This is a genomic window from Streptomyces niveiscabiei (assembly GCF_033794345.1).
Classification (GTDB): Bacteria; Actinomycetota; Actinomycetes; order Streptomycetales; family Streptomycetaceae; genus Streptomyces; species Streptomyces niveiscabiei.
The window spans coordinates 78,428-104,593 of record NZ_JARAYJ010000001.1; the positions used below are offsets into that span (position 1 = coordinate 78,428).

A 26,166-nucleotide genomic window follows, 5' to 3' on the forward strand; every position below is an offset into this window, starting at 1 on the left:
GCACGTGCCCGGTCGCTCCGGAAGGCCCGCCCGACAGGCCGCCGATACGGCCGGGATACGCTCCTGAGCTGCACGAACAGCGACCCCGTGAACCGCCCCGGACCAGCACCGCCCACCCGCCCCGTCCGCCGGATCCACACAGACCGTCGGGGCGCGCGAACCACAACCGGTTGTGACGACTCGGCCCCCTTCACGCACACCCGGTCCACCTGCCCCGTACACCCCGCGCGGCCTCAATGCCCCGGTGCCGATGGGATATTGGCAGCTCAGCCCGGACCCCGGGCCGAACGGGACTGATCCGCTCCGACTGATTGACCATGACTCGGCCACAGATTTACGGTAGAAGACGCTTTCAGTAAACGTTTCCCGTACCCGCCCTCACTCGCCCCCACTCGCCCTCAGGAGAGTCATGCCCAGCGCCCCGCTGCCCAGGGCCGTGTTCGCCATGGATCCGGTGCACCTCCCGCTGCTGTTCCCCGAGCCCGTGCTGGAGCGGCTGCGCCGGACCGCCGACATCGACCCCGCGCTCGTCGTCCAGGACCTCACCGACCCGGCGGCGGCCTCCGCGCTGGCGGAGGCGGAGTTCCTGATCACCGGCTGGGGCTGCCCCCACCTCGGCGCCGAGGCCCTGGCCGCGGCCCCGAAGCTCCGCGCCGTGCTGCACGCGGCGGGCTCGGTGCGTTCCCTGGTCGGGGACGCCCTGTGGGCGCGCGGGGTGAGCGTCTCCAGCGCGGTCACCGCCAACGCCGTACCCGTCGCGGAGTACACGCTCGCGATGATCCTGCTCGCCGGGAAGAACTTCTTCTCCCTGCGCGAGACCTACCGCCGTACGCACGCGCAGCCGACGCCCGCGGAGACCGCGCCGATCGGGAATCTGGGCCGCCGGGTCGGGGTGATCGGCGCGTCGCGCGTGGGGCGCAGGCTGCTCGAACTGCTACGGCCGTTCGACTTCGAGGTGCTGCTGCACGACCCGTACGTCGACTCCGGCGAGGCGGAGAAGCTCGGCGCCCGCCTGATGTCCCTGGAGGAGCTGCTGACCCGCAGCGACATCGTCAGCCTGCACGCGCCGGACATCCCGGAGACGCACCACATGCTGGACCGCGCGCGCCTGTCGCTGATCCCCGACGGCGGGGTCCTGATCAACACCTCCCGGGGCGCGCTGGTCGACCACGCGGCGCTCACCGACGAGGTGGTGGCGGGGCGGCTCACCGCGATCCTCGACGTCACCGAACCCGAGCCGCTGCCCGCCGGCTCGCCGCTCTACACGCTGCCGAACGTGATCCTCACGCCGCACATCGCCGGTTCGCTCGGTAACGAGCTGCGACGGCTCGGCGAGATCGTCGTGACGGAGGTCGAGCGGCTCACGGAGGGGCTCCCGCCGGCCCACGAGGTCCGGCACGCGGACCTCGCCAGAAGCGCCTGAACCCCTTCTGACCTGCATAGACGAAAGTTATCCACAGGTTCTGACGAGTCGTCCGCCGCCGGGATACCTTGTCGTCACCGGGTCGGGCGGCGGTGGCGGAGAGGCCGTCAGGAGCCGGTGGAACCCCCCATGACTGGAAGGAGGCGTGACGGTGAGTGAGCGAAAGTCGGGCGTCAAGAAGATCGGCCGACCCAAGCGCAGGGTGACGATAAAGGACGTGGCGAAGGAGGCGAAGGTCTCGGTAGCGACCGTCTCCCGGGTGCTGGGCGTGAGCAACTACCCGGTGGCGGCGGACACCCGCAGCCGCGTGATGAAGGTGGTCCGGGACCTGGACTACGTGACGAACGCGCACGCGAGATCGCTGGCGGGCGGCGGTACGCCGACGGTGGCGATCCTCATGAACAACATCACCGGCGCCGCGTTCGCGCACGTCGCCAAGGGCGTCGAGGGCGCGGCGACGCTGCGCGGCTGGCTCTCCCTGGTCGGCACGACGGGCGAGGACCCCGAGCGGGAGCTGGCGCTGGTCAACATGATGCGCCAGCAGGGCGTGGCGGCCGTGGTGCTGCTCGGCGGGGCCTACGACCGCACGGAGTACCAGACGAGGATGGGCCGCTTCGCGCGCTCGCTGGACGCGGCGGGCTCGCATCTGGTCCTGGTCGGCAGGCCGCCGCTGGAGGGCGACGTCCCGGCGACGACGGTGGACTATGACAACGAGGCGGGCGCCTACGCCATGGCCAGCCACGTCCTGTCGGCCGGCCACCGCAAGGTCCTGGTGCTGCCGGGCCCGTCCGGACTGACCACCGCCCAGGGCAGGCTGGCGGGCGCGCGGCGGGCCTTCGAGGCGTACGGGGTGCCGTTCGACCCGGGGCTCGTGCGGCGCGGTTCGTACGACTACGAGCACGGGTACGCGGCGGTCCAGCAGGCGCTCGCGCGGACCCCGGGCTTCACGGCGGTCCTCGCGGGGACGGACGTGGTGGCGGCGGGCGCGATGCAGGCGCTGAGATCGGTGGGCCTGCGGGTGCCGGACGACGTGTCGGTGGCGGGGTACGACGACATCCCGCTGGCCTCGCAGCTGACGCCCGGACTGACGACGGTGCACGTGCCGTACGAGGAGATGGGCCGGGTCGCGCTGCGCGCGGTCGCCGACCGCAGGGCCGGGCTGGACCTCGCCGGTTCCGGGCCGTCCGGGGAGGGCAGGCCGACCGAGGCCGAGCACCTGATCCTGGGCACCCACGTCGTCGTACGGGACTCGGTCCGGCCGCCCGGGCCGCTGCGGTAACCCGCCTGCCGTACAGCCGAGTCGAGTGTCCCGGACCCTCGGCGGGAACGCCCTCCGCACGCCCCGGCAGGGTACGTAAACGGTTACCGGATTTCGGGCCGATTCGCCCAAGATTTTCTCGCACGCCTCTTGATAATGCCGATCCTGTCGGCCTAACGTCACAGCAACCGGTTACTACACCTTCCGCTTGAGCCGGCCCGACGCAGCCATCTCCTCGCCGTCCGGCCGCCGCCTACGGCCAGTACCGAGCCGCCGCTCTCGCCCCGTCGAGACGCCTACTTCCCGAAGGATCACGGTCAGATGAATGCCATCAGCCCCCGCAGAAGGATCGCCCGCGCAGCCGCAGCGGGAATCGCGCTGACAGGTCTGCTCGCCGCCTGCGGCGGTTCGGGCGACGACGACGGCGGCTCCTCGGCGTCGGGCCCGGTCACCCTCCCCTACTGGGGGTGGGCGAACGGTCAGGAGGCGGTCGTCAAGGCGTTCAACGCGTCCCACAAGGACGTCCAGCTCAAGTACACGAAGGTCACCGACCAGCTGACGATGCAGAAGCAGCTGACGAACGCGGTGAAGGCGGGCAACGCCCCGTGTCTGGTGCAGAACACCGCCGAATACGTGACGACGTGGGTGTCCCAGGGCGCGCTGGCCGACGTCTCGCAGTACGTGGAGTCCAGCAAGGACAAGTTCAACGCCGGTTCCTGGGCGAGCGCGCAGGTGCAGGGCAAGTTCTACGGCGTGCCGACCAGTTCCTCGCCGAACTTCACGATCTACCGGGCGGACGTCTTCCAGAAGTACGGCATCAAGGCGCCGACGACGTGGGACGAGTTCGTCGCGGCCGGCAAGGAGCTGAAGAAGCACAACATCAAGATCACGAACTACGCCGGTGAGGACCCCTCCACGCTGGAGGTGCTCGCGATGCAGGCGGGCGCGCACTGGTACGCGATCGACGGGAACGCGTGGAAGATCGACTTCCAGGACGCGGGCACGCTGAAGGCCGCGAAGGTGATCCAGGACATCATCGACAACGACCTCAACTCGACGCTCTCGTTCGCCGACTACGCGGCCGTACAGCGCAACTACGACAACGGCGGCACCGTCACGCGCCAGATCTCGACCTGGCAGATGGCCGGCATGGTGCAGAACTTCACGAAGTCGTTCGGCCAGTGGGCGCTGGCGCCGTGGCCGACGTTCGCGGGCGAGGCACCGAAGACCCCGGCGGGCACTAACCTGACCGGCAGCGTCACCCTGGTGACGAAGGACTGCAAGAACCCGAAGCAGGCCGCCGAGGCCGCGCTGTGGATGTCCACGGACCCGGGCGCGGTCAAGACGATGGCGAGCCCCGAGACCGGCAACGGCGTGATGCCGGCGCTCGCCGACACCGGCTCGTACATCGACGAGTCGATCTCGCGGAAGCTGCTGGGCGCGCACTACGAACCGGCGAAGAAGGTCGTCGGCGACAGCCTGAACACAGTGACGACGGACTGGACGTTCGGCCCGGACTGGACGGCCATGTTCAGTGAGCTGCAAGCCGGCTGGGCCAAGGTGGTCAGCAAGGAGCAGAAGGTCACCGACCTGCTGGCGCACATGCAGAAGTGGACGGTCGACGACCTCAAGTCCCGTGGCATCACCGTGAAGGGCTGAGGAAGCTTCCGATGATCCGCTCCCAGCGCTGGAAGGGTGCCGCGTTCACGGTGCCCTTCCAGCTCGGCTTCGTCTTTCTGTACCTCCTCCCGATCGGCTACGCCGTCTACCAGTCGCTCTTCAAGGTCCAGCAGTCCGGGCTCGGCCTCGGCGGCTCGACGGAGAAGTTCACCGGCCTCGACAACTACCGCGAGGGCCTCACCGACTCGGCGTTCATGGGCTCGGTCCTGCGGGTCGTGGTCTTCGCCTGTGTGCAGATCCCGGTGATGCTGCTGGTCAGCCTGGTGCTCGCGCTGCTGCTCGACGCGGTGACCTCGCGCGCGGCGAGCCGGTTCCGGATCCTGCTGCTCGTGCCGTACATGATCCCGGGGGTCGTCGCGGCGATCGTCTGGATCAACCTGTACAGCCCGGACGTCGGTCCGCTGACGGCGATCGGGGACGTGTTCGGGTTCCACTGGAACTTCTTCGCGCCGTCGATGGTGTGGCCGTCCATCGGCAACCTGCTGACCTGGCACGGCATCGGCTACAACATGGTGATCATCTACTCGGCGCTCCAGGCGGTCCCGCGCGAGCTGTTCGAGGCGGCCCGGCTGGACGGCGCCTCCGAGCTCAGGATCGCCCGCAGCATCAAAGTGCCGTACGTGCGGGGCGCGTTGGTGCTGACCGGGCTGCTGTCGATCATCCAGATGCTCCAGATCTTCAACGAGCCCGCGCTGTTCAGGAACGTCACACCGCAGACGGTCGACGACAGCTTCACCCCGATCATGATCATCTACAACCAGGCGTTCAACGCCGGCAACTACCACTACGCCGCGGCCCTCTCGGTGCTCCTCGCGCTGATCCTGGGCCTCGCCTCCTTCGTCTTCTACCGGCTGACATCGAGGGAGGCCGACTGATGACCCTGACCGAAGACCGCGCGCCGAAAACGGCGGTCCGCCGACTCACGCAACCCGATCCGCGCTCCCGTTCGCGCGGCGGCCAGCGGTTCCTGCTCATCGGGCTCACGCTCGGATGCGTCTACAGCCTCTTCCCCGTGTGGTGGCTGATCGTCGCGGCGACCAAGGACCGTACGGGCCTGTACCAGTCCAACGGCCTCTGGTTCTCCGGCTGGCACCTCTGGGACAACCTGCACCAGCTGTTCACCTACGAGGACGGCATCTTCCTGCGCTGGACCGCCAACTCCCTGCTGTACGCGGGCGTCGGCTCCCTCGGCGGCACGCTGATCGCCCTCGCGACCGGGTACGGCCTGGCGCGCTTCGACTTCCCCGGGCGGGGCCTCGTCTTCGCGTCGGTCGTCGGCTCGTTCCTCATCCCGATCGCCCTGCTCACGCTCCCGCTCTACCTGCTGTTCTCCGAGATCGGCATGGTCGACACGCCCTGGGCGATGCTCGTCCCCTGCCTGATCAACCCGTTCAGCGTGTACCTCGCGAAGGTCTACACCGAGTCGACGATTCCCTACGAACTCCTGGAGGCCGCGCGGCTCGACGGGGCGGGCGAGCTGCGCATCTTCTTCTCGATCGTGCTGCGCATGATGACGACCGGCGGCGCGACGGTGTTCCTGCTCGCGTTCGTCAACACGTGGAACTCCTTCTTCCTGCCGCTGACCGTGCTGCGCGGCGAGAACAACTGGACGCTGAACATCGGCCTCTACAACTGGTCCGGGAAACGGCTGGAGTCGGGGGTCGACCTGACGAGCCTCGTCCTGACGGGCGCGCTGCTGTCGATCGTGCCGATGGCGATCATGATGGTGGCGATGCGGCGGTACTGGCGGTCGGGCGTGACGCTGGGGGCACTGAAGTGACGGGCGAGGAGCCACAAGTGCCGGGCGAGAAGGCTGAGATGCCGGGCGAGGAGGCTCAAGTGCCGGGCGGCGCTTCCCGGGTGGCGGCCTGCGCTTCACAAGTGGCGTGCACCTCACAAGTGGCGTGCACCGAGGGGCAGTCGGTGGCACGCAACCCGGTGATCCGCGGCTTCGCCCCCGACCCCTCCCTCGTCCGCGCGGGCAACTGGTACTACATCGCGACGAGTTCGTTCGAGTGGTTCCCCACGATCCCGGTCCACCGCTCCCGCGACCTGGCGCACTGGGAGCACGCCGGTCATGTCGAGGGTGCCGTCCCCGGCAACTCCCTCGCGGGCGTGCCCGATTCCGCCGGCATCTGGGCGCCCTCGCTGAGCTGGGACGGCGAGTCGTTCTGGATGGTGTACGCGATCGTCCGCTCGGTCGGCACGCCGTACTTCGACCTCGATACGTACGTCACGACCGCACCCGACGTCTCCGGTCCCTGGGCCGAGCCGCGCCGGGTGGCGGGTCACGGCTTCGACCCCGCCCTCTTCCACGAGGACGGCCGGCTGTGGCTGCTCAACCTCCAGAACGACCACCGCCCGGCCGGGAACCGCTTCTCGGGGATCGTCGCGACGGAGCTGGACCGGGCGACGCTGAAGCCGCTCGGCGACACCCACCTGCTGCTCCAGCACGAACGGCTCGTCGAGGGGCCGAAGTTGCTGAAGCGGGACGGCTGGTACCACCTGGTGCTGGCCGAGGGGGGAACCGGTTTCGAGCACGGCGTCCTGACCGCGCGCAGCCGCTGCCTGACCGGGCCGTACGAGATCGCCGACCGCCCGCTGCTGACGTCCCGGGACGATCCGTCGGTGCCGTTGCAGAAGGCGGGGCACGCGGAGCTGGTGCGGTCACCCGGGGGCGAGTGGTTCCTCAGCCATCTGGTGGGGCGCCCGCTGGAGACTCCGGAGGGGCCGCGCTGCACGCTGGGGCGGGAGACCGCGGTGCAGGCGGTGGAGTGGGACGAGGAGGGGTGGCCCCGGCTGAGGGGCGGGGGGTGGCATCCGGCGGTGGAGGTGGCCGTACCGGCGATTTCCGGAACTCCGGTTCCTGGAGGGCCGGTTGCCGGGGTGCCGGTTTCCGGCCCACCGGTCGCCGGGAGGACGGGCTCTCCGGCGCCGGTTTCCGAAACTCCCGACGACCCTCTTTCGGAAACTTCCCTCCAGCTGAGCAACTGGCCGACCAACCGGCCGACCGACCCCCTGGGCTGGCCCTGGAGCACCCTCCGCGAACCCCCCGACCCCTCCTGGGCCGACGTCACTTCGCGCCCGGGCTGGATCCGCCTGCGCGGACGCCAGGGCCCGGAGTCCCGCTGGTCCCAGAGCCTCCTCGCCCAACGCCTCACCGAACACCACGCAGTGGCCCAGGTCACCGTCGAGGCAAGCCCGTCGACGTTCACGCAGGCCGCCGGCCTGATCCTGCGGTACGACGCGGAGGCGTACCTCAGCCTCGATCTCACCTGGTCGGAGCCCCCGGGCGAGAAGCAGCGCGGCCAGCAGTGGCGCGGCGAGGGCCGTACGGTCCTCAGCCTGATCGACCGGGACGAGACGGGGGCGCGTGAAGTCGCCGTGGTGGACGTCGACTTGGGCGCACCGATCACGATCGGTGTCTCCGTGGAGGGGACGGAGGCGCGGTTCTGGTACCTGCGCGACGACACGTACACCCAGGTCGGCCCGCCCCTGGACGCGAGCCGCCTCTCCGACGACCACGGCGGCGGACTGCGCTTCACGGGCACGCTCGTAGGGATTCACGCCCGCGATCTCGTCGATGCCGCGTTCACCGCGGACTTCCGTGACTTCCGCCTGGAGTGCGAGGAGTTGCCGCGGAAATCCCCCTAAGGTGCACCAGAAACCCCCGCGCCTGTTCGGGGTTTCGAAAATTCACGTCCGCGATTCCGGTCATGTGAACCCGTGACTCCCGGTGTCTTCCCGTCACGCTGCGGCGCCTTTAGGATAGCAAGCGCTTTCTGTCGGCCGGGCGCACGAAAACGGCCGAAACAGCGCTGGTCGAGCTTTCGCTGGCCCAATGGCGGGCCGGAGAGGTGGGTTCCCTATGGTCCGCACGGTGAGTCCGAACGTGACGGCCGGACCGACGCTGGCGGTCGTGGCGCGCGAGGCCGGGGTGTCGGTCCCGACGGCCTCGAAGGTCGTCAACGGCCGGGAGGACGTGGCACCGGAGACCCGGCGCCGGGTCACCGAGGCGCTGGACCGGCTGGGGTACGTCCGCAGGCCCCGGTTCGACGCGTCGAAGCCGCCCAGGCTGGTGGACCTCGTCGTCCACTCCCTGGACAGCTCCTGGTCGGGCGCGGTGCTGCACGGCGTCGAACAGGCCGCCCACGAGGCGGGGTTGGACGTCGTCGTCTCGGCGGGCCTCGGCCGCAGCGCCCGGGGCGACCGCCCGCAGCGCGGCTGGCTCGACAAGCTGACGACCCGCGGTTCGGCCGGAGTCCTGTTCAACCTGGCCGAGTTGACGGACTCGCAGTACGCGTGGCTGGAACAGCACCGCATCCCGTACGTGATGATCGACCCGGCGCACGAACCGCCGCCCGGCGCCGTGTCGGTGGGCGCCGCGAACTGGCAGGGCGGGGTGAGCGCGACGGAACACCTGCTGGCGCTCGGGCACGAGCGGATCGCCGTCATCGCGGGGCGCCGCCGCAAGCAGTGCAGCAACGCCCGGGTGGCGGGCTACCGTTCGGCGCTCGCCGCCGCCGGGCTGCCGCAGCGGCCCGAGTACATCCGGTACGGCTGCTTCGAGGAGTCCACCGCGCGCCAGCGCATGCGCGAACTCCTCGACCTGCCCGAGCCCCCCACCGCCGTCTTCGTCTGCTCGGACCACATGGCCCTCGGCGTCTACGAGGCCCTGGCGGAACACGGGTTGAGAGTCCCCGACGACATCAGCGTCGTCGGCTTCGACGACCTCCCCGAGTCCCGCTGGGCCAGCCCCGGCCTCACGACCGTCCGCCAGCCCCTCGGCGAGATGGCGGCGACCGCGCTGCGCCTGCTGGTGCGGATGATGGACGGCGAGCGCCCGGAGGGGACCCGTACGGAGTTGTCGACACGGCTGGTCGTACGGGCGAGCACGGCACCGCCCCGGATCCGCACCCACGCCTGACGCCTCGTCAACTCCCTTGCGCCGCCCAGGTGATACCGCCCCGCAGGTGCGCCCGGAACGCCGGGTCGTCGTACGCCTCCTCCGCATGCCCGAGGGCCGTGTAGAAGACCCGGCCCTCCCCCTGCGTGCGGGTCCAGGCCAGCGGGTGGTCCTCCCCCATGCCGCCGCCCTCGTACGAGGACTCGTCGGCGGTCAGCAACACCCGTACCGAACCCCGGGGGTTGGTGCGGAAGTCGTACCACTCGTCGGTGAAGTCCCAGACCTTCGGCAGGTGTTGCGTGGCGGGATGATCCGCGTCCTCCACAACCGCCTTGCCGGGCTGGTACTCAGGATGCCGGTCGAAGCGGGCGCCGAGGAGCTCCCCGTAGTAGGGCCACTCGTACTCGGTCGTGGCCGCCGCGTGCACCCCGACGAACCCGCCGCCCGACTCGACGTACTCCTTGAGGAGTTCACGGCCCTTCGGGGTGAGGACCTCGCCGCTGGTGGAGAGGAAGAGGACCGCCGCGTACCGCGTCAGCGGGGAGTCCAGGGCCGCCGGGTCCTCGGTGTGGTCGACCGTCCACTCCCCCATGACCGCGCGCAGGGCGTCGGCCGCGTACGGGATGGAGTCGTGGCGGTAGCCGGTGGTGCGGCTGTAGACGAGCAGACGTGGGGCCATGGGGTCGAGCCTATGCCGGTGGGCGGGCGGAGGCGGGGCCGGGCAGGGGTCTCTGGGCTACCGAAAATTTCGTAGTAACCGGTTACTCATCCCTTGAGGGACTCCGCCTGCCGAGCGGGCTCGATTCGACGGGCGGGAGTGCGACAACACGGTCCGAGCCCGTTCCGTCTCGTGGGTCCTGTTGTGAAGGGCTTGCGCGTAGGCTCGTGCGGGATGAACACGATTCCCGCACGGCTCGACCATCTCGTGCTCGCGACGCCCGAACTGGCCGCTACCGTCGATGACTTCGCCCGGCGGACGGGGGTCGTGCCGGCGCCGGGCGGGGTGCATGTCGGGCTCGGTACGCGTAATCACCTCGTGGGGCTGGGGGGTGGGGCGTATCTGGAGATCATCGGGCCCGATCCGGAGCAGTCCGCGCATCGGGGGGCACGGCCGTTCGGGGTGGACCGGCTGCCCCGGCCCACCACGCTGACCTGGGCGATCGCCCCGCCGGACATCGACCTCGCGGTGACGGCCGCGCGGGCGCGCGGGTACGACCCCGGCGAGGTGCGGGCGATGAGCCGGCGCCGTCCCGACGGAGCGCTGCTCGAATGGCGGCTGACGGACGGGTCCTCCGGGCTCGTTCCGTTCCTCATCGACTGGGGGTCCTCTCCGCATCCGACCGCGTCGGGGCTGCCCGTCACTCCGCTGGTGTCGCTGTCGGCAACGGCTCCCGATCCTTCGGCGGTGCGGTCCGCCCTTGCCGCGCTCGACGTCGAACTCCCCGTCTCCGAAGGGGCGTTGGGCATGTCGTTCACGCTGGACACGCCCAACGGGACCGTCACGTTCGACTGACCGTACGGATCATGCGGAGTTGGCCGATCTCCGCGACGTTCTTCATCAACTCGGCGTTCACCCAGGCGAGTTGGTGGGCCAGCGTGAGGCCCGCGCCCTCCGGCCAGGGGTACGCGGAGGGGCGGTCGAGGTCGGCGTCCGTGAGGCTTGCCACGGCCGCCGTCCACTCCTCGTACAGGGTCCGGAGCCAGGTGATCGCCGGTCCGCCCGGGCCCGGCCAGGCAACGTCCTTCCGTTTGCGGGGAGTTCGGCCCAGTACGTGGTCCGTCGTCGTGCCCAGCCACCAGCCCAGGTGCCAGCTGACCCACGCGACCGTCGGGACCGGCACCGGGTCGGGTTCGGTCTCCGCCCAGTCCGGCGTCCAGCCGCCCGCCCCGTCCGGGTGGAGCGTCCAGCAGGTGTCCGCCGGTTCCCAGAGGTGGTCGTCCGGTCGCAGGAGGTCCAGGTGGTACGTGAAGAGGGACCAGGTCAGGTCGGTCTGCCAGCGGAGGAGGTCGAGGCGCGGGGTGGTCATCGGGACACCCTCGCGGCGGGGGCGGATGTTGTGCAAACGGTTTCCGGAAGACGTCCGTTTCCTTCAAGACCGGCGTCTCCCCGCCTGCCTACGGTGCCCCCATGACTCCACGCTTCGACGCCATCGGCCTCCTCGTCCACGACATGTCCGCGTCCGTCGCCTTCTACCGCCGCCTCGGTTTCGCCTTCCCCGAGGGCGCCGAACGGGAGGGGCACACCGAGGCCGCCCTCCCCGGCGGACTGCGCCTCATGCTCGACACGGAGGAGATGGTGCGCTCCTTCTCCCCCGGCTTCGAGACGCCGGGTCCGGGTGGGCGGGCGTCCCTTGCGCTGCTGTGCGACGGGCCTGGTGAAGTCGACGCCGTGTACGAGGAGTTGATCGCCGCAGGGCATCACGGGGAGATGAAACCGTGGGACGCCGTATGGGGGCAGCGGTACGCGGTAGTGCACGACCCGGACGGCAACGGGGTGGATCTGTTCGCGCCGTTGAGCCAGGCATGAAAAGTGCCAGGTACCTGCCCCAACACCTCACGGTGCGGGCTCTCCCACCGGACACTCGCCCGCACCTCTCAGGGCGTTACCCATCCGTCGCCCGCCTCACCAACCCCGTCGGCGTCTCCCCCGCCAACTCCCGCACCTCACGCGACAGATGCGCCTGATCCGCGTACCCCGCCCGCACCGCCGTCTCCGCCGGAGCCACCCCCCGCCGCAACAACCCCACCGCCCGTTGCAGCCGGAGGATCCGCGCCAGCGTCTTGGGCCCGTACCCGAAGGCCCACAGGGAGCGTCGGTGCAACTGCCGTGCCCCCAGCCCCAGTTCATCCGCCGTAGCCGACACCGAGCGCCCCGCGTCGAGCGCGGTGACCAGGCGGGACAGCAGCGGATCAGAAGGCGCCGCCCGTTCCAGGGCCAACTCCTCCAAGCCCGCTGCCGGGTTCGGAGCCGAAGCGATCCGCGCCCTGATCCGCCGCACCTCCGACGCCGGCCACAGGTCGGCCAACTCGACGCGCCGGTCGCGGAGTTCGTGCGCGGGGACCCCCAACAGGGCGGGCGCGGTGCCGGGATAGAGGCGGACGCCAGTCCAAGCGGCACTCGGCCCTTCAGGGACGTACGCACGGGTGTCGGGCCCCGCGACCAGGAGCCGACCCTCGGTCCACAGCAGGTCCATGCAGCCGTCGGGCAGGACCGCACCCGGCGCCCCCGATGGCGTGTTCGTCCACACCACCGCGCCGGTCAGGCGGGACGGGCGTTCCTCGTACACGCTTCCACGCTACGCCGCTCCTCCGGTGCTCTTGCGGACTCACCCCCACCCCCCGCTTGACTGGCCCCATGACGAACACAGACACGACCCTCGTGGTGACCGGCGCGACCGGCCGTACCGGCAGCCGCGTCGCACGAGCCGCCCAGGCCGCCGGCCTGAAGGTCCGCCCCGCCTCCCGAGCCCAGGGCTTCTCCTGGTCCGACCCCGCGACCTGGGCGGACACCCTGCGCGGCGCCGACGCGGCGTACCTGGTGTACCCGCCGGACATCGGCGCCCCCGGCGCGGGCGAGGCGGTCGGCGCGCTGGCCGAGCAGGCGCTCGCCCTCGGTGTACGGCGCCTCGTCCTGCTCTCGGGCCGCGGCGAGCACTCCGCGCGGGCCGCCGAGGACGCGCTGACCTCCTCGGGCGCGGACTGGACGATCGTCCGGGCCTCGTGGTTCAACCAGAACTTCAGCGAGGGCCCGATGGCGGACGGCCTGCGGATCACCGGCGACCTGGTGTTCCCGGCGGACGAGGTGACCGAGCCGTTCCTGGATCTGGCGGACCTCGCGGAGGTCGTCGTGAGGACGGTCACCGAGGGCGAGAGGTACGTGGGCCGCGCGCTGGACCTGTCGGGCCCGCGCCTGATGACGTTCCGGGAGGCGGTCGCCGAGATCGCGCGGGCGTCGGGCCGGGAGCTGACGTACACGGCGGTCACCTCGGAGCAGTACGCCGGGGTCCTGGCGTCGTTCGGCCTGCCGCCCGGCGAGGTCGCGTTCCTCACCGAGACGTTCGCGGCGCTGCTCGACGGCCACAACGAGTTCCTGTCGACGGACGACGTCCACGAGGTCCTGGGCCGCGCCCCGCGCGACTTCGCGGAGTACGCCCGGGAGGCGGCGGCGGAGGGCGCCTGGAAGGCGTAACAAAGGCGCAGCAACGGCGTAGCAACGGACAGAAACCGCTCCCACAACCTCCCCCACCAACCGCTCCCGCCCCCCCTCAGCAACCCGCTCCCGCACCCTCCCTCACTTCTCCCGCCGCTGCTCCTCCTGCGCCTTCGCCACCGTCTTCGCGTGGGTCCGCAGGCGGGCCGTGACGTTCTCGTGGGGGAGGAAGCGGGACCAGCGTTCGGGGAACTCGGAGGGCATGTCGGGGTCGTCGGGGTCCTCGCGGCCCTGCGCGGCGGACATCCGGGCGACGTACTCGACGACCTCCTCCTTGCGCAGCCGCTCGTTGGCGGCGCGGGCGGCGGCGGTCGCGGCGGCTGGCCAGACGCGGTCGATCGCGGCGTTGACGGCGGCCCCGACGAGCACGGCGAACGCGGCGACGCCGATCCACAGCATGACGGCGACGGCGGCGGCGAGCGAGCCGTAGATGGTGGCGCCCTCGATGGTGCTCTGGAGGTAGATGCGCAGCAGGAAGCTGCCGAACACCCACATCGCGAGGGCGACGAGCGCGCCGGGCACGTCCTCGATCCAGGGCGAGCGCACCGGCACGGACACGTGGTACAGCGTGGTCAGGAAGGCGATCGACAGCAGGGTCACGACCGGCCAGTACAGGAGCTGCACGAGCGTCGCCGACCAGGGCACGACCCGTACGACGGCGTCGGGCCCGGCGACCATCAGCGGCAGCGCGACCGCCCCGATGACGAGGGCGACGATGAACAGGGCGAAGGCGACGAGCCGCGTCTTGACGATGCCGCGCACGCCGTCGAGGCCGTACATGACGGTGATGGTGTCGATGAAGACGTTCACCGCGCGCGAGCCGGACCACAGGGCGAACAGGAACCCTATCGAGATGATGTCGGGCCGGCCGCCCTTCATGACGTCGTCGAGGATCGGCTGGGCGAGCTGCTGGACACCCTTGTCGGACAGGACCGTCCGGGAGGCGTCCAGGATGTTGGCCTCCAGGCTGGTGATCGTGTCGGTGCCGGTCCAGTCGTCGACGTACCCGAGCAGCCCGATGAGGCTGAGGAGCAGCGGCGGCACGGACAGCAACGTGAAGAAAGCGGCTTCTGCCGCCAGGCCCAGGATCCGGTACTCCACGCAGGAGTTGACGGTGTCCTTGAGCAGCAGCCAGGCGGTCCTGCGCATGGACACGTCGCGGTAGAGGGCGCGCGCCCGGTGGAAACGGCTCGGTGCCGCGTGGTGCGGGGGTGACTGACTTGCTGGCTGCACGCCCTAAAGGTATCCGCCACTGGAGGCCGCGCTCATCCCCGGTGCCATGGCGTCGGCGCACGTGACGCCCGGGGAGGGGATAGGTTGCGCGCTATGGCAGGCACCACCCACACCGTGACCAATCAGCCTCCTCCCCTTGCCGCGTACGACGTGTACGGCACCGACCGGGTCCTGGTGGACGCGGTGGACCGGCATCTGGCCCCTGAGCTGCGTGACGAGGCCCACTCGTCGCTGGCGGAACTGGGGAGGTCGGCCGGTTCCGTACAGGTGCGCGAGTGGGCCGTACAGGCGGACGGGAATCCGCCCCGGCTGCGGACGCACGACCGGTACGGGCACCGGGTCGACGAGGTCGACTTCCATCCGGCGTGGCACCGGCTGCTGGGCAAGGGGGTCGGCGCTGAGCTGACGGGGGCGGCCTGGTCGCGGCCGGGCGGGCAGGTGCGGCGGGCCGCCGGGTTCCTGGTGTGGTCGCAGGCCGACGCGGGGACGTGCTGTCCGCTGTCGATGACGCACGCGGCGGTGCCGGTGCTGCGGACGGAGCCCGGACTGGCCGCCGAGTGGGAGCCGTTGCTGGCCTCCGCGCTGTACGAGCGGGAGCTGCGGCCGGTGGGCGAGAAGGGGGGTGCGCTGCTGGGGATGGGGATGACGGAGAAGCAGGGCGGGAGCGACGTCCGGGCGATCGCGTCCGTTGCACAACCGCTTGCTGAAACGGGCGCGTACGAGCTGAGGGGGCACAAGTGGTTCTGTTCGGCGCCGATGTCGGACGGGTTCCTGGTGCTGGCGCGGGCGCCGGGCGGGCTGACGTGTTTCCTGGTCCCCCGGGTGCTGGCGGACGGTTCCCGCAACCGGTTCCTGCTGCAACGCCTCAAGGACAAGCTGGGCAACCGGTCCAACGCGTCGGCGGAGGTGGAGTTCGACGGGACGTGGGCGCGGCGGGTCGGCGAGGAGGGGCGCGGGATGCGCACGATCGCCGCGATGGTCGCGGCGACCCGGCTCGACTGCGTGCTGGGCTCGGCCGGGCTGATGCGGCAGGCCGTCGCGCAGGCCGTCCACCACTGCGCGCACCGCGAGGCGTTCGGCTCGAAGCTCCTCGACAAGCCGCTCATGCGGAACGTCCTCGCGGACCTCGCCCTGGAGTCGGAGGCGGCGACCGTCCTCGGGATGCGGCTCGCCGCCGCGTGCGACGACGGGGGCGAGCGCGAGCTCGCGCTGCTGCGGATCGCCGTCCCGGCCGCCAAGTACTGGGTGACGAAGCGGTGTCCGCCGGTCGTCGTCGAGGCCGCCGAGTGCCTGGGCGGCAACGGGTACGTCGAGGAGTCGGGGATGCCCCGGCTGGTACGGGAGTCGCCGCTGAACTCGGTCTGGGAGGGGGCCGGGAACATCCAGGCGCTGGACGTGCTGCGGGCGCTCCAGCGGGAACCGGCCGCGCTGGACGCGTACCTCAGGGAGGTGGGGTCGGCGCGGGGCGCCGATCACCGCCTCGACGCGGCGATCAAGGACCTGCTGACGGAGCTCGCGGACCTGGCCGGGGTGGAGGCGCGGGCCCGGCGCCTGGCCGAACGGTTCGCGCTGGTCCTGCAAGGTTCGCTGCTGGTCCGCTTCGCCCCGCCGGAGGTGGCGGACGCGTTCTGCGCCTCGCGGCTGGGCGGGGAGGCGGGGGCCACGTTCGGGGGGCTGCCGCACACGCTGGACCTGGGGGCGGTGGTGGAGCGGGCGCGGGCGGTGTGAGGCGGTTGTTGTGCAAGCGGTTGCACAACTCCCCGCGCGGCAAAACGGCGTAACCGGTTGCACAACTCCCGGCCCGCCCGGCTCCCGGCCCGCACCGGGCCTCGGCCCCCACGGGGTGGTGCCGCGCCGACACGGCACCACCCGCGCGTCCCCGGTCCTGCGAGGCCGGGGCCGCCGCTCTCGTCGGCGTGGCTCAAGTTTCAAGGACCACAGGTGTGTTCACCAGGGTTGCAAGGGGTTGCAACGGGCCTGTAGAGGAACGTGAACGCATCCGGACACCGGGCCGGGGCGGCAGGATGGGAGGACCGGCCGCCGCGCACCCGGGCAGCCGGCACCCGACCCTGTCCGCTTTCTCCACCTTCTCCCCTTCTCCCCTTCTCCACCTCACGTCGTCTCCGGAGGCACCCGTGGCGAATCCGCCGATGAAAGCGGCGCGGACCGTGACCGCCGTCCGTGTCCCCGGCGAGCGGCGGTCCCGTCCGCGCCAGGTGATCGAGCAGTCCTGGACGAGGGTCCTGGGACGCGGCGTGGACCCCGAACACGACTTCGCGCCCGGCCTGTTGGCGCCGGACGAGGTCCGCAGGCGGCGGGCCGAGTCCCCGCTCAGGGAGGTCGTCCCGGTGCTGCGCGCGGGCCTGCTCCCGGCGGCGGACGACGCCCGGCACATCATGATCGTGGCCGACGGCGAGGGCCGGGTGCTGTGGCGGGAGGGCTGCTCGCCGGTGCTGCGCAAGGCGGACGAGGTGGGCCTCGGCCTCGGCGCGGACCTCAGCGAGGAGGTCGCCGGCACGAACGGCGTGGGCACCCCGGCGGTCGAGCGCCGCCCGGTACAGGTGTTCGCCGGGGAGCACTTCGTCCGCTCGCTGACCCATCTGACCTGCGCGGGCGCCCCCATCACGGACCCGAGGGACGGCCGGCTGCTCGGTGTGGTCGACGTGAGCGGCCCGCAGGAGTCCGTGCACCCGGCGACGCTGGCGTGGGTGGAGTCGGTGGCGAAGCTCGCCGAGGCGCGGCTGCGGGAGACGCACCTCGGTTCCCTGCAACGCCTGCGCGCGGTGGCCGCCCCGGTGCTGGCCCGGCTCGGCGGCCGGGCGGCGGTCGTGGACCGGGACGGCTGGACGGCGGCGGTGACCGGGATGCCGTACGTGCAGCGGATCACGCTGCCCAAGTCGGCGCCGGACGGCACGGGTTGGGTGCCGGCGCTGGGGCTGTGCGCCCTGGAGCCGCTGGACGGGGGCTGGTTGGTGCGGGCGGTGGAGCCGGGCGGGGGCCGGGGCCATGGTGCGCGGATCGCGCTGGACCTGTCCCGGCGGCGGCGCTGGTCGGTGACCGTGTCGGGCGGTGCGGGCTCCTGGTCGCAGGAACTCAGCCCGCGGCACGCGGAGTTGCTGTACCTGCTCGCGGTGCACCCGGCGGGGCGCAGCGCGGCGGAGCTGGCCCAGGAGGTGTTCGGGGACCCGGCGCGGACGGTGACGGTGCGTGCGGAGATGTCGCGGATACGGCGCTATCTCGGGGAGTTCCTGGAGCACCGGCCGTACCGGTACCGGGAGGACGCGGAGGTGGTCGTCCTGCTGCCGGACCAGCCGGGGGACCTGCTCCCGCACTCGGCGTCGTCGGCGGTGGGCAGAGCACGCGAACCGGGCGCGTGACATCGCCATGGAAATCCCCTGCCCGCCAAGGGAGTCGGCATAGGGATATCCCTCGGAATCCCCTTCGCACACGCTTTCCGCACATCCTTTGCCGGGTCTTCCTCCCGGGTGCGGCCCGTCTGCCGTAGAGTCCCTTACGGGTCACCCCACCTGCTCCTTGGTCAACGCACGGATCAACAGGCGCAGTTGGCCCGCCCTGGGAGGACGTAATGACGCAACGTGGCCGCCACCGCCGGCGCCGTAGGGGAAGAGCGCTGCGCGGGTTCCTCGCCGGGACCGCCCTCGCCCTGACCGCCGCCGCGACGATCGTCAGCGCCTCGCAGGCGACGGTCTCGGACGCGCCGGGCGCGCTGAAGCAGGCGGAGGTCACCACCGCGCTGCGGATGACGGAGGATCTGGTCCCGCGGCAGTCCCTGGACCGGCTCGCGGCGGGCATGGGCCGTCCGGTCGGGGTGAGTTCGGTGCTGGAGGCCGGTGACCGGCTGCTGCGCGACTCCGCCGACTGCACGGCGGCCGAGCGCGGCCAGCTCCCCGTCGCTCCCGAGCCGGTGACCTCGTACTGCTGGGACGCCTCGGACACGCGCGGCTGGCGGGCGGGCGCGGTGACGACGTCCGGGGACGCGGACGACGACGGGGTGTGGGGCACGAACCGGGTGATCCTCTCCGGCTGGTCGCAGGCGAGCGGGCTCGCGCGGGTCGCGTTCGTCGACGCGAACGACCCCGACCGGCTGACGTACTCGTGGGTCCTGCTCGCCGTGCCCGTGGACGACGGGAACGACTTCCGCCCGGTCTCCTCCCGGCTGTCCGGGATGGTCTGGTACCAGGACAAGCTGCTGGTCACCGCCGACGGCGGGGACGGCGCGGCGCTGTACGTCTTCGACATGAACCGCATCCAGCGCGCCTCGGTCGACGGCGACGCGGTCGGCCGGGTGGCCGGCGGCTGGTCGGCGCACCGGGCGCGCTTCGTGCTCCCGGCGGTCGGCACGTACCGGCTGGGCGCGGGCTCCCCGCGTCCCTCGACGATCTCGCTGGACCGCTCCACGGTCCCCGACAGCCTGGTCGCCGGCGAGTGGACGACGCACGGCGACACGACCCGCCTGTGGCGCTACGCCCTCAGCTCCCTGCCCGACCGCACGGGCCTGCTGGCCGCCGACTCGTACGGCCGCGTCGCGGCGACCGAGGCGTACCGCACCGAGGTGACGGGGGCGCGCGGCGTCCTCTCCCGCGACGACGCCTGGTACGTCAGCCAGGCGCCCGGCGAGGGCCACGCGCACGGGACGCTGTGGCGGCAGGACACGGAGGGGACGTCGGCCGCGGAGTGCGGCGGCGCGGGCGACCACGCCTGCTGGAGCGGCGCCCCGCAGTCCCTGTCGTACTGGGCGGCGACCGGCGAGGTGTGGTCCCAGTCGGGGAGCACGCTGTTCGCGATGCCGCTGGCGTCGGTGGACCGGGCGGCGAAGAGGCAGTGGAGCGACGACGCGTCGTAACGGGCCGTAAGAGGTCGTAACCGTTTGCTGTGCCGTTTCTGTCGGTACCGGGAGGTCACCGGCAGGCCGCCGGCAGGTCATCGACAGACCTCGTGTCCGGATGATTGCCTGGCCCCATGAGCAACATCCCCGTCACCACCTGGTCCCTGGAGCAGTCCGCGCCGACCGACCTCCTCCCCGCGCCCGCCCCGGAGGGCGATGTGCGGGTGGCGCGCGCGGCCGTCCCGTCGCCGGAGTTCAGCCGGTTCCTGTACGCCTCGGTCGGCGGGGACATCCGCTGGATCGACCGGCTCGCCTGGTCGTACGACCGCTGGCGCGAGCACCTGGAGCGTCCGGGTGTCGAGACGTGGGTGGCGTACGAGCGGGACACTCCGGCCGGGTACGTGGAGCTGGACCCGCAGGAGGACGGCGCCGTGGAGATCGTGTACTTCGGCCTGCTCCCGGCGTTCCGGGGCCGCCGGATCGGCGGTCACCTCCTGTCGTACGGGGCCGCGCGGGCCTGGGACCTCGCGGAGCGCTGGCCGCAGCGGACGCCCACGAAGCGGGTGTGGCTGCACACGTGCAGCCTGGACGGGGAGCACGCGCTGGCGAACTACCAGCGCCGGGGCTTCCGGCTGTACGACACCGAGGTCAGGGAGCAGGCCGAGGTCCCGGCGCCGGGCCCCTGGCCGGGCGCATACCCGGCCTGACCTGCGCCGACAAGCCCTCGTGCGGCGCATGTGACCGATTCCACCCGCGTCTCATCCAACGAGACATGAGTGTCCGTATGTCGGATGAAGCTGGACTGTGTCCAGAACGCCGTGCCACGCTTTCCACCATGTCCGGAACTGGAATCGCCTTGGTGAGTCGGCGGCACGTCGATCTCTGCCGCATGTCCAGCGCCATCTGTCCGGCGAGCTGACGAGCCGCGTCGCAGCTGTTCCCGCCCTTTCGTCTGTCCTGCGCCCATACTCCTGACGTGCTGGGATCACCCAGGTCAGAGCCGCATTCGCCTGTCTTGAAGGACGTACACAACCATGGCCGCCACCCCGCAGAACCCTGCCGCCGCAGCGTCCCGTCGCAAGGTGAGCCGTCACCGCGGCGAGGGTCAGTGGGCCGCGGGGCACTTCACCCCGCTGAACGGCAACGAGCAGTTCAAGAAGGACGACGACGGTCTCAATGTGCGGACACGCATTGAGACGATCTACTCCAAGCGCGGCTTCGACTCGATCGACCCGAACGACCTGCGCGGCCGGATGCGCTGGTGGGGGCTGTACACCCAGCGCAAGCCCGGGATCGACGGCGGCAAGACCGCGATCCTGGAGCCGGAGGAGCTGGACGACAAGTACTTCATGATGCGCGTGCGCATCGACGGCGGCCGGCTCACCACCCAGCAGCTCCGCGTGATCGGCGAGATCTCGCAGGAGTTCGCGCGCGGCACAGCCGACCTGACGGACCGCCAGAACGTGCAGTACCACTGGATCCGCATCGAGGACGTCCCCGAGATCTGGAACCGCCTTGAGGCGGTGGGGCTTTCGACGACCGAGGCGTGCGGCGACTGCCCGCGTGTCGTGATCGGCTCGCCGGTCGCGGGGATCGCCGAGGACGAGATCATCGACGGCACCTGGGCGATCGAGGAGATCAACAAGCGGTACATCGGCAGCAAGGAGTTCTCGAACCTGCCGAGGAAGTTCAAGTCGGCGATCTCGGGCTCGCCGCTGCTCGACGTGGTGCACGAGATCAACGACATCGCGCTCGTCGGCGTCGTCCACCCCGAGCACGGCCCCGGCTTCGACCTGTGGGTCGGCGGCGGCCTCTCCACGAACCCCAAGATCGGCGTACGGCTCGGCGCGTGGGTCCCCCTTGAGGAGGTCCCGGACGTCTGGGCGGGCGTCGTCGGCATCTTCCGCGACTACGGCTACCGCCGCCTGCGCACCCGCGCCCGCCTGAAGTTCCTGGTCGCGGACTGGGGCCCGGAGAAGTTCCGCCAGGTCCTGGAGGACGACTACCTGAAGCGCAAGCTGGTCGACGGCCCCGCCCCGACCGAGCCGCTCCAGCGCTGGCGCGACCACGTGGGCGTGCACCGGCAGAAGGACGGCAACTTCTACGTCGGTTTCGCGCCGCGCGTGGGCCGGGTGGACGGCGCGACGCTGGCGAAGATCGCGGACCTCGCGGAGGCGCACGGCTCGGGCCGGGTGCGGACCACCGTCGAGCAGAAGATGATCGTTCTGGACGTCGCGGAGGACCAGGTCGAGTCGCTGGTCGAGGCCCTGGAGGCGCTCGACCTCAAGGCCCGCCCCTCGACGTTCCGCCGGGGCACGATGGCCTGCACCGGCATCGAGTACTGCAAGATCGCGATCGTCGAGACGAAGGCGCGCGGCGCCTCCCTGATCGACGAACTGGAGCGCAGGCTCCCGGAGTTCGACGAGCCGCTGACCATCAACCTGAACGGCTGCCCGAACGCCTGCGCGCGGATCCAGGTGGCGGACATCGGTCTCAAGGGCCAGTTGGTCACCGACGAGAACGGCGAGCAGGTCGAGGGGTACCAGGTGCACCTCGGCGGCGCGCTCGGCCTCGACGCCGGGTTCGGGCGCAAGGTCCGTGGCCTGAAGGTCACTTCGGCCGAGCTGCCGGATTACGTGGAGCGCGTGCTGACCCGGTTCCAGGAGCAGCGCGAGGACGGCGAGCGGTTCGCGGCGTGGGCGGCGCGGGCCTCGGAAGAGGCGCTGTCATGAGCGAGCGCGCGGCACCCTTCTACTGCCCCTACTGCGGCGACGAAGACCTTCGCCCCAGCGAGGAGGGTCACGGCGCCTGGGAATGCGCGGCGTGCAGTCGCGCATTCCAGTTGAAGTTCCTCGGGCTGCTCTCCCGGGGGCTTCGACGGGCCGACAACGGAGGGGACCAGATATGACGACCGCTCAGAAAGCGCGCACCGACGACGAGTTGAGGGAACTGGCCGAGCAGGCGGGCCGCGACCTGGAGGACGCCTCCGCGCTGGAGATCCTCCAGTGGGCGGTGGACACCTTCGGCGCCGGCTTCTGCGTGACCTCCTCGATGGAGGACGCGGTGGTCGCCCACCTGGCCTCCCGCGTCCGCAAGAACGTGGACGTGGTCTTCCTGGACACCGGCTACCACTTCCCCGAGACGATCGGCACCCGGGACGCGGTCGAGGCCGTGATGGACGTCAACGTCATCACCCTGACGCCCCGTCAGATGGTCGCGGAGCAGGACGCCGAGTACGGTCCCCGGCTCCACGACCGCGACCCCGACCTGTGCTGCAAGCTGCGTAAAGTCCAGCCGCTGGAACAGGGCCTGACGGCGTATCAGGCGTGGGCGACCGGCCTGCGCCGCGACGAGTCCCCGACCCGCGCCAATACTCCCGTGGTCGGCTGGGACGCCAAGCGCCGCAAGGTGAAGGTCTCCCCCATCGCCCGCTGGACGCAGGACGACGTGGACGCGTACGTCCTCGAACACGGCGTGCTCACCAACCCGTTGCTGATGGACGGCTACGCGTCCGTCGGCTGCGCCCCCTGCACGCGCCGCGTCCTGGAGGGCGAGGACGCGCGCGCCGGGCGCTGGGCGGGGCGCGCCAAGACCGAGTGCGGGCTGCACGGATGACGACGAATCAGGAGAGCGACGTGACGACCGGAGCCACCGTCTGGCTCACGGGTCTGCCGAGTGCCGGCAAGACCACCATCGCGTACGAGCTGGCCGGGCGGCTGCGGGCCGAGGGCCACGCCGTCGAGGTCCTCGACGGCGACGAGATCCGCGAGTTCATCTCGGCGGGCCTCGGCTTCAGCCGCGAGGACCGGCACACCAACGTGCAGCGCATCGGCTTCCTCGCCGGGCTCCTCGCCCGCAACGGCGTGAAGGTCCTGGTCCCGGTGATCGCGCCGTACGCGGACAGCCGCGAGGCCGTCCGCAAGCGCCACCAGGAGGGCGGGACACCGTACTTGGAGGTGCATGTGGCAACTCCGGTCGAGGTGTGCTCCGTTCGGGACGTGAAGGGCCTGTACGCCAAGCAGGCGGCGGGTGAACTCACCGGTCTGACCGGCGTGGACGACCCGTACGAGGCCCCCGAGTCGCCCGACCTCAGGATCGAGTCGCAGGACCAGACCGTGCGGGAGTCCGCCGCGTCGGTGTACGCGCTGCTCAGCGAAAGGGGACTGGTGTGACCACCGTCGCGACGGTTACCGAGGGGACGTACGCCCTCTCGCATCTGGACGCCCTCGAATCGGAGGCCGTGCACATCTTCCGCGAGGTCGCGGGGGAGTTCGAGAACCCGGTGATCCTGTTCTCGGGCGGCAAGGACTCCATCGTCATGCTGCATCTGGCGCTGAAGGCGTTCCGTCCGGCGGCGGTCCCGTTCTCGCTGCTGCACGTCGACACCGGGCACAACTTCCCGGAGGTGCTGGAGTACCGGGACCGTGTCGTCCAGGAGCACGGCCTGCGCCTGCATGTCGCGTCCGTGCAGGACTACATCGACCGGGGTGTCCTCAAGGAGCGTCCCGACGGGACCCGCAACCCGCTCCAGACGCTGCCGCTGACGGAGAAGATCCAGGCGGAGAAGTTCGACGCGGTGTTCGGCGGCGGGCGCCGGGACGAGGAGAAGGCGCGCGCCAAGGAGCGGGTGTTCTCGCTGCGCGACGAGTTCTCGCAGTGGGACCCGCGCCGCCAGCGCCCGGAGCTGTGGAACCTGTACAACGGGCGGCACGCGCCGGGTGAGCACGTACGCGTCTTCCCGCTGTCCAACTGGACCGAGCTGGACGTCTGGCAGTACATCGCCCGCGAGGGCATCGAGCTGCCGCAGATCTACTTCGCGCACGAGCGCGAGGTGTTCGCGCGGTCCGGGATGTGGCTGACGGCCGGCGAGTGGGGCGGCCCGAAGCCGTCCGAGACGGTCGAGAAGCGGCTCGTGCGCTACCGCACGGTCGGAGACATGTCCTGCACGGGCGCGGTCGACTCGGACGCGGTGACGCTGGAGCAGGTCATCGCCGAGATCGCGGCGTCCAGGCTGACCGAGCGGGGGGCCACGCGCGCCGACGACAAGCTGTCGGAGGCCGCGATGGAGGACCGCAAGCGCGAGGGGTACTTCTAACCATGAGCACCGCACTCCCCGACACCATCCGCACGGAGACGACGCTGTTGCGGTTCGCGACCGCCGGTTCCGTGGACGACGGCAAGTCCACCCTCGTGGGCCGGCTGCTGCACGACTCCAAGTCGGTCCTGGTGGACCAACTGGAGGCCGTGGAGCGGGCGTCGGCGTCCCGGGGTCAAGACGCCCCGGATCTGGCCCTGTTGACGGACGGCCTGCGCGCCGAGCGCGAGCAGGGCATCACGATCGACGTGGCGTACCGCTACTTCGCCACCGCCGCACGCCGGTTCATCCTCGCCGACACGCCCGGCCACGTGCAGTACACCCGCAACATGGTGACGGGTGCCTCCACGGCCGAGCTGACGGTGATCCTCGTCGACGCCCGCAACGGCGTCGTCGAGCAGACCCGCCGGCACGCGGCGATCGCGGCCCTGCTGCGCGTCCCGCACGTCGTCCTCGCCGTCAACAAGATGGACCTGGTCGACCACCAGGAGGGCGTGTTCGCCGCGATAGCCGAGGAATTCACCGCGTACGCCACCGAGTTGGGCGTCCCGGAGGTCACCGCGATCCCCATCTCGGCGCTGGCCGGCGACAACGTCGTGGAACCGTCCGCGAACATGGACTGGTACGGCGGCCCGACGGTCCTCGAACACCTCGAAACCGTCCCCGTCGCCCACGACCTGGCGCACTGCCACGCGCGGCTCCCGGTGCAGTACGTGATCCGCCCGCAGACCGCCGACCACCCCGACTACCGGGGGTACGCCGGTCAGATCGCCGCCGGTTCGTTCCGCGTCGGCGAGCCGGTCACCGTCCTGCCCTCGGGCCGCGCGACCCGCATCGCCGGAATCGACCTGCTGGGCACGGCAGTTGAGGAGGCCTGGACGACGCAGTCGGTGACGCTCCTCCTGGAGGACGACATCGACGTGTCGCGCGGCGACCTGATCGTCCCCAGCAAGGACGCCCCCGCGACCACGCAGGACGTGGAGGCGACCGTCTGCCACGTCGCCGACCAGCCGCTGACCGTCGGGCACCGCGTCCTGATCAAGCACGGCACGCGCACGGTCAAGGCGATCGTCAAGGACATCCCCTCCCGCCTCACGCTCGACGACCTGTCCCTGCACCCGCACCCGGGACAGCTCGTCGCCAACGACATCGGCCGCGTGAAGATCCGTACGGCGGAGCCGCTGCCGGTCGACTCGTACGCGGACTCGCGCCGCACCGGCTCGTTCATCCTGATCGACCCGGCCGACGGCACGACCCTCACGGCCGGCATGGTCGGCGAGTCGTTCGCCGCGCCGGAGCCCGTCAAGGACGCGTCGGACGACGACGGTTGGGACTTCTGACGATGACTCAGGACGACTTCTACTCGACGTTCGCGAAGGAGGGTGGCCGCGTCGGCAGCGGCGCCCTCGGCAGCGGGCAGGGCGGGGTGGCCCGATGTGCGTGATGACGTACGCGCACCGCTCGCGCGCCCTGTCCCCCCACCGGACGTCCCGACATCGACGAAAACCCTTTGCC

General features: G+C 71.1%; 25 protein-coding genes. 21 read left to right on the top strand and 4 right to left on the bottom strand.

The window, feature by feature from the left end:
• The first annotated feature begins 409 nt into the window (after nucleotides 1–409).
• From PV682_RS00300 to PV682_RS00330, 7 genes are all read left to right on the top strand, one after another.
• Nucleotides 410–1,423, top strand: coding sequence for a hydroxyacid dehydrogenase (locus PV682_RS00300; RefSeq protein ID WP_319722701.1), 1,014 nt, complete (start codon nucleotides 410–412; stop codon nucleotides 1,421–1,423).
• Between the two features lie 151 nt (nucleotides 1,424–1,574).
• On the top strand, nucleotides 1,575–2,702 hold the full coding sequence (locus tag PV682_RS00305; protein ID WP_319722703.1) for a LacI family DNA-binding transcriptional regulator: 1,128 nt from the start codon (nucleotides 1,575–1,577) through the stop codon (nucleotides 2,700–2,702).
• Nucleotides 2,703–3,002: 300 nt separating this feature from the next.
• Nucleotides 3,003–4,340, top strand: coding sequence for an ABC transporter substrate-binding protein (locus PV682_RS00310; protein ID WP_319722705.1), 1,338 nt, complete (start codon nucleotides 3,003–3,005; stop codon nucleotides 4,338–4,340).
• Between the two features lie 11 nt (nucleotides 4,341–4,351).
• Nucleotides 4,352–5,236, top strand: coding sequence for a carbohydrate ABC transporter permease (locus PV682_RS00315; RefSeq protein WP_109362766.1), 885 nt, complete (start codon nucleotides 4,352–4,354; stop codon nucleotides 5,234–5,236).
• The gene (locus PV682_RS00320; protein ID WP_319722709.1) at nucleotides 5,236–6,141 is read left to right on the top strand and encodes a carbohydrate ABC transporter permease; all 906 of its coding nucleotides are present in this window, start codon (nucleotides 5,236–5,238) and stop codon (nucleotides 6,139–6,141) included. The genes PV682_RS00315 and PV682_RS00320 overlap by 1 nt, the downstream gene beginning before the upstream one ends.
• A 38-nt stretch (nucleotides 6,142–6,179) precedes the next feature.
• Nucleotides 6,180–8,015, top strand: a complete 1,836-nt coding sequence (locus PV682_RS00325; protein WP_407705579.1) for a family 43 glycosylhydrolase — start codon at nucleotides 6,180–6,182, stop codon at nucleotides 8,013–8,015.
• Nucleotides 8,016–8,229: 214 nt separating this feature from the next.
• Entirely contained in the window at nucleotides 8,230–9,288 is a 1,059-nt protein-coding gene (locus PV682_RS00330) for a LacI family DNA-binding transcriptional regulator (RefSeq protein ID WP_319722713.1), read from the top strand.
• 7 nt (nucleotides 9,289–9,295) lie between these two features.
• Here PV682_RS00330 and PV682_RS00335 read toward each other — a convergent pair whose 3' ends face one another.
• Nucleotides 9,296–9,946 (bottom strand): ThuA domain-containing protein, encoded by a 651-nt coding sequence (locus tag PV682_RS00335; RefSeq protein ID WP_319722715.1) that lies wholly within the window; start codon nucleotides 9,944–9,946, stop codon nucleotides 9,296–9,298.
• Between the two features lie 213 nt (nucleotides 9,947–10,159).
• Here PV682_RS00335 and PV682_RS00340 point away from each other — a divergent pair, with 213 nt between their 5' ends.
• Nucleotides 10,160–10,780, top strand: a complete 621-nt coding sequence (locus tag PV682_RS00340) for a VOC family protein (protein WP_319722717.1) — start codon at nucleotides 10,160–10,162, stop codon at nucleotides 10,778–10,780.
• On the opposite strand, the gene PV682_RS00345 is transcribed toward PV682_RS00340, so the two are convergent.
• Nucleotides 10,767–11,294, bottom strand: coding sequence for a DinB family protein (locus PV682_RS00345; RefSeq protein WP_319722719.1), 528 nt, complete (start codon nucleotides 11,292–11,294; stop codon nucleotides 10,767–10,769). The genes PV682_RS00340 and PV682_RS00345 overlap by 14 nt on opposite strands.
• Before the next feature lie 101 nt (nucleotides 11,295–11,395).
• Here PV682_RS00345 and PV682_RS00350 point away from each other — a divergent pair, with 101 nt between their 5' ends.
• A complete protein-coding gene (locus tag PV682_RS00350) occupies nucleotides 11,396–11,794 on the top strand; it encodes a VOC family protein (protein ID WP_319722721.1) in 399 nt (132 codons plus the stop codon).
• 76 nt (nucleotides 11,795–11,870) lie between these two features.
• Here the strand turns inward: PV682_RS00350 and PV682_RS00355 are convergent, their stop codons facing one another.
• Nucleotides 11,871–12,554 carry a helix-turn-helix transcriptional regulator gene (locus PV682_RS00355; RefSeq protein ID WP_319722723.1) on the bottom strand — a complete coding sequence of 228 codons (684 nt, stop codon included), beginning with the start codon at nucleotides 12,552–12,554 and terminating at the stop codon, nucleotides 11,871–11,873.
• 68 nt (nucleotides 12,555–12,622) lie between these two features.
• Between PV682_RS00355 and PV682_RS00360 the strand changes: the two genes are divergently transcribed.
• On the top strand, nucleotides 12,623–13,456 hold the full coding sequence (locus PV682_RS00360; protein WP_319722725.1) for an SDR family oxidoreductase: 834 nt from the start codon (nucleotides 12,623–12,625) through the stop codon (nucleotides 13,454–13,456).
• A gap of 102 nt (nucleotides 13,457–13,558) precedes the next feature.
• On the opposite strand, the gene PV682_RS00365 is transcribed toward PV682_RS00360, so the two are convergent.
• Complete coding sequence (locus PV682_RS00365) at nucleotides 13,559–14,710, bottom strand: YihY/virulence factor BrkB family protein (RefSeq protein WP_319722728.1); 1,152 nt, start codon at nucleotides 14,708–14,710, stop codon at nucleotides 13,559–13,561.
• A 93-nt stretch (nucleotides 14,711–14,803) separates the two neighbouring features.
• On the opposite strand from PV682_RS00365, the gene PV682_RS00370 reads away from it, so the two are divergent.
• From PV682_RS00370 to PV682_RS00415, 11 genes are all read left to right on the top strand, one after another.
• Nucleotides 14,804–16,438 (top strand): acyl-CoA dehydrogenase family protein, encoded by a 1,635-nt coding sequence (locus PV682_RS00370; protein ID WP_319722730.1) that lies wholly within the window; start codon nucleotides 14,804–14,806, stop codon nucleotides 16,436–16,438.
• Nucleotides 16,439–16,860: 422 nt separating this feature from the next.
• Nucleotides 16,861–18,087 carry a GAF domain-containing protein gene (locus tag PV682_RS00375; RefSeq protein WP_319723325.1) on the top strand — a complete coding sequence of 409 codons (1,227 nt, stop codon included), beginning with the start codon at nucleotides 16,861–16,863 and terminating at the stop codon, nucleotides 18,085–18,087.
• A gap of 209 nt (nucleotides 18,088–18,296) precedes the next feature.
• Nucleotides 18,297–19,574 carry a hypothetical protein gene (locus PV682_RS00380; protein ID WP_319722731.1) on the top strand — a complete coding sequence of 426 codons (1,278 nt, stop codon included), beginning with the start codon at nucleotides 18,297–18,299 and terminating at the stop codon, nucleotides 19,572–19,574.
• 116 nt (nucleotides 19,575–19,690) lie between these two features.
• The gene (locus PV682_RS00385; RefSeq protein ID WP_055721387.1) at nucleotides 19,691–20,263 is read left to right on the top strand and encodes a GNAT family N-acetyltransferase; all 573 of its coding nucleotides are present in this window, start codon (nucleotides 19,691–19,693) and stop codon (nucleotides 20,261–20,263) included.
• 128 nt (nucleotides 20,264–20,391) lie between these two features.
• On the top strand, nucleotides 20,392–20,475 hold the full coding sequence (locus PV682_RS44240) for a putative leader peptide (protein WP_316944184.1): 84 nt from the start codon (nucleotides 20,392–20,394) through the stop codon (nucleotides 20,473–20,475).
• Nucleotides 20,476–20,590: 115 nt separating this feature from the next.
• Nucleotides 20,591–22,288: a nitrite/sulfite reductase gene (locus tag PV682_RS00390; RefSeq protein ID WP_319722732.1), complete on the top strand. Its 1,698-nt coding sequence runs from the start codon at nucleotides 20,591–20,593 to the stop codon at nucleotides 22,286–22,288.
• Nucleotides 22,285–22,464: a hypothetical protein gene (locus tag PV682_RS00395; RefSeq protein WP_079056892.1), complete on the top strand. Its 180-nt coding sequence runs from the start codon at nucleotides 22,285–22,287 to the stop codon at nucleotides 22,462–22,464. The genes PV682_RS00390 and PV682_RS00395 overlap by 4 nt, the downstream gene beginning before the upstream one ends.
• A complete protein-coding gene (locus PV682_RS00400; protein ID WP_319722733.1) occupies nucleotides 22,461–23,171 on the top strand; it encodes a phosphoadenylyl-sulfate reductase in 711 nt (236 codons plus the stop codon). Before PV682_RS00395 ends, PV682_RS00400 begins: the two co-directional genes overlap by 4 nt.
• Nucleotides 23,168–23,728: an adenylyl-sulfate kinase gene (gene cysC / locus PV682_RS00405; protein WP_079056891.1), complete on the top strand. Its 561-nt coding sequence runs from the start codon at nucleotides 23,168–23,170 to the stop codon at nucleotides 23,726–23,728. Before PV682_RS00400 ends, cysC begins: the two co-directional genes overlap by 4 nt.
• Nucleotides 23,725–24,651 carry a sulfate adenylyltransferase subunit CysD gene (gene cysD / locus PV682_RS00410; RefSeq protein WP_055721384.1) on the top strand — a complete coding sequence of 309 codons (927 nt, stop codon included), beginning with the start codon at nucleotides 23,725–23,727 and terminating at the stop codon, nucleotides 24,649–24,651. The genes cysC and cysD overlap by 4 nt, the downstream gene beginning before the upstream one ends.
• Before the next feature lie 2 nt (nucleotides 24,652–24,653).
• Complete coding sequence (locus PV682_RS00415; protein ID WP_319722734.1) at nucleotides 24,654–25,991, top strand: sulfate adenylyltransferase subunit 1; 1,338 nt, start codon at nucleotides 24,654–24,656, stop codon at nucleotides 25,989–25,991.
• Nucleotides 25,992–26,166 lie beyond the last annotated feature (175 nt).